The sequence below is a fragment of the Myxacorys sp. genome (assembly GCF_059501405.1).
The window spans coordinates 1-3631 of the sequence record NZ_JCACCM010000029.1 but is presented as its reverse complement, the minus strand read 5'-3'; the positions used below and the strand labels follow the sequence as shown (position 1 = coordinate 3631).

General features: G+C 48.7%; 2 protein-coding genes. Both read left to right on the top strand.

The features are described 5' to 3' along the window. Nucleotides 1–312 precede the first annotated feature (312 nt). On the top strand, nt 313–1713 hold the full coding sequence (locus tag AC5I6P_RS02875; RefSeq protein ID WP_495692255.1) for a GAF domain-containing sensor histidine kinase: 1401 nt from the start codon (nt 313–315) through the stop codon (nt 1711–1713). A gap of 307 nt (nt 1714–2020) precedes the next feature. After that, nucleotides 2021–3436 (top strand): IctB family putative bicarbonate transporter, encoded by a 1416-nt coding sequence (locus AC5I6P_RS02870; protein ID WP_495692254.1) that lies wholly within the window; start codon nt 2021–2023, stop codon nt 3434–3436. Nucleotides 3437–3631: the final 195 nt, after the last annotated feature.

The following is a 3631-nucleotide window of genomic DNA, read 5'->3' as shown; positions in this document are numbered from 1 at the left end:
AGCGAGAATAACTATATGTCTTCTAGATTAAGCTATTGCCGATTAAGTCTAATGAGTCCAGCCTTGATTTCGACACTCAAATTGGAGCGAGTAAAGAGAAGAACCTTAATTCAACACAACAAAATTAAGGTTCCGTAATCTCACAAGGACAAGCAGGCGTGCAACTCCTATATTTCCGTAATCTTTCTTGTCTAGAAACGTTGATTCAGCCTAGTGCCAGGGCAATCTTTGTATAACAACAGGCGGTTTTGTAATTCTTTACAGAATTAACCGCTTATAGACGAGTTCTTTTTACGAGGAATAGGGGTTGTAATGCGAATCCCTGACAGGCTATTTTGTCGGTTAGATGGTCTAACAGTTGAGGCACGAGAACAGCAACGTCTGTCTGTGCTAACGGGCCTAGGCTTACTAGAGCCTGAAACTGTACCAATTTTTGAAGAAGCGGCTCAGACGGCGGCTCACTTTCTCAATGCCCCCATCTGCCTCTTGACGTTAATGGATCAAGAGCGTCTGTGGTTTAAATCCGCCGTTGGGCTGTCTCGTCTGGGCTTAATGAATGATTTAGCCCTGTCGCGCCAATTGCCCCGCGAGGACTCGTTCTGCGTCAATGTAGTTGATAGCCATCAAATTCTTGCGATCGACGATACATTCGCTGATGTAGCGTTTGCCAACAGTCTGTTGGTGCAGTACGGCATTCGGGCTTATCTAGGAGCGCCTTTGCTCACAACAAGCGGCAAGTGCGTGGGTACTCTAGCCGTCTTTGATCTGTCGCCGCGCAATTTCACAGAAAAAGATGCTGAGTTTTTAATGCTCACAGCGCGATTGAGCATGAGTGAATATGAGCGACAGCACGCTCTGAAAGCTGACGGCAACAAATCGACAAAAACGCAAGATGCCTTGTCGATCGCACCAACTAGCTCCGTCAAATTTGAACTCCTCGCTCACCTCACTCAAGAACTCCGCACCCCTCTAACCTCAGTGATGGGAATGGCAAGCGTTCTCAATCGCGAGATTTATGGACCGCTCACCAGTAAGCAAAAAGAATATTTAGATATCATTCATCACAGCGGGCAATACCTTTTATCTTTAGTGAAAGAAATCTTGGAACTCTCCCAGCTTGATGACAGCAACAGAAGGTTAAATCTGTCATCTGTGAATGTTGAAATGCTATGTCAGCAGGCGATTAGCACGTTAGAGCAAGCCGCCAATCGCCGGGAGCAGCAGATTCGCCTCTCGGTCGAACCGGGAACGCGGCTATGGCTGCTTGATAAAGAGAAAATTCGTCAGATGCTGTATCACCTGATTTTCAGCGTGATTCAAGCTTCGAATGCAGGTAGCATTATTCGGCTTCATGTGTCTCACAAAAGTAGCGGACTCCGCTTTACGGTGTGGGCGTCTCATCCGTGTTTAGGTGATGGAGCAGGATATGCTGATAGCTATGTATCATCCTCTCTGCTGAGTTTAGAATACGCTGGTAATGGCAACAGCAACGGTAGTCGCAGTTCGGTTTCTAGCTTGATTCCTGTGACAACAATTGTTGATTCTGAGATGGATTTGGAGGTTCCTGGCGCAGAAGAGTTGCGTAAGAATCTGGGCTTGCTTCTCAGCCGTCAATTAGCTGAACTGCACGGTGGACAAATTTTAATTCAAGGCGTCTCAGAACCGGGCTATCGCTACGTGATTACAATTCCTAGGCTCAATCAAAATTCCTAAGCAATTGAACAACTGGTGTAGTGCACGATCGCGGCGATCGTAGATTCACTACACTAGGTTCATCACAAAATAGATCCACTAGTACACCTCTGATCAAAGTCTCAACCAGTCTAGGCTGCATTCAACTACAAACAATTGCTTAGCGGCTCCTTCAGAGCACCGCCCTGCCTTAATCACAGCATTTTCTACAGATACGTCTACAAATACAACTGTACAAACTACGCCCTACAACTGACATTTTCGCGGATAATGACCCTAGCCTAATTCTGCCTTGGGCGATGGTGTTTTGAAGCATGGAAATCCGCGTATGAATTCCGTTTGGCAACAGGTGACCTTGGCATCTCTGCCGCTGCACCAGTGGCGAGGAGCGAGTTATCTGCATCGCATGGTTGGGTCACTACGATCGTGGCGCAAACAAAGTTTTCTCGTGCAGTGGGCAGACCCCATCGGCGTGGGAATTCTCAGTGCCCTGCTTGGGGTTACACCATTTGTTTCAACTGAGCTAATCGGTTGGATACTGGGCGCGTGTGCGGCGTATTGGGTTTTGTTGACTGTGACCGATGACCCTTCTGAAGGACACCCTAGATTAGGGCTGACGCCGATTCATCTGCCACTCGTGGTCTTTTGGGGCGTTGCCGCTGTTTCTGCTGCCGTAGCGCAGGGTAGAGCCATTAAAGTGGCGGCGTTTATTGGGTTGGCAAAGCTGAGCTTATATTTACTGCTGTTTGCGCTGATGGCGAGAGTGTTGCGATCGCCAAGGCTGCGGTCGTGGCTAATCGGCGTCTATCTTCACGTGGCGCTGATTGTGAGTGGCTATGGGCTACGGCAATGGTTTTTTGGGGCCGATGCGCTGGCAACGTGGGTCGATCCAGAATCTCCATTGGCGAAAACGACACGTGTGTATAGCTTTCTAGGCAATCCGAATCTATTGGCAGCCTACTTGATTCCCGCGATCGCGCTGAGCCTCGTTGCTATTTTTGCTTGGCGCGGCTGGTTGCCCAAAGCGTTGGCGATGATTATGACGATCGCAAATACAGCCTGTCTGCTCCTGACTCAGAGCCGCGGCGGTTGGATTGGACTGGCGCTGATGGCGCTAGTATTGTTTGTCATGCTGCACTACTGGTGGAGTCCATACTTGCCCAAGTTCTGGCGATATTCTGCACTGCCAATTCTCTTTTTAGGCTTGGCGAGTGTGCTGGTACTGGGCATGCTCTTCGTGCCAGCCTTTCGGTACCGAGTCTCCAGCATTTTTGCAGGGAGTGGTGATAGTAGCAATGCGTTTCGACTGAATGTATGGGCAGCCGTTTGGCAAATGATTCAGGACTATCCAGTTCTAGGAATTGGTCCTGGCGATCAGGTGTTCAAGAAAGTTTATCCCCTCTATCAACGCCCTCGCTTTACTGCCCTCAGCGCCTATTCCATTTTGCTAGAAGTGACGGTTGAAATGGGCTTTATTGGACTATTTGCCTTTCTGTGGCTGCTGCTGGTGGCGTTTAATCAAGGGGCAGTGCAACTGAAGCGGCTGAGAGAACTTGGCAACCGTGATGCCTTTTGGTTAATCGGAGCCGTCGCGCTTGTCGCTGGCATGGTCGGACATGGGTTGGTCGATACAGTCTGGTATCGTCCAAGTGTCAATGTTTTGTGGTGGTTTGGACTTGCTTTAGTTGCAAGCTTTTATACGTATCAGCAGCAGCTTTCTCGGCCAGAGGAAACTAATAGTTGAAGTAAGTCTAGTTAAAGTAAATTGTTTCGCGCAATGCACCTGGAGACCTCCTGAATAAATTTAGGGGGTCTTTTCGTTAGGTCACACTTTTCGTTAGGTCACAGAATCATTAAGGATAGAATCGTCTGGGCGGTAAGCTCAGGAGCTGCTTGACTGACAAAACTAACGGGGAAGGGAGGCAGAGCCCTCGGTAGA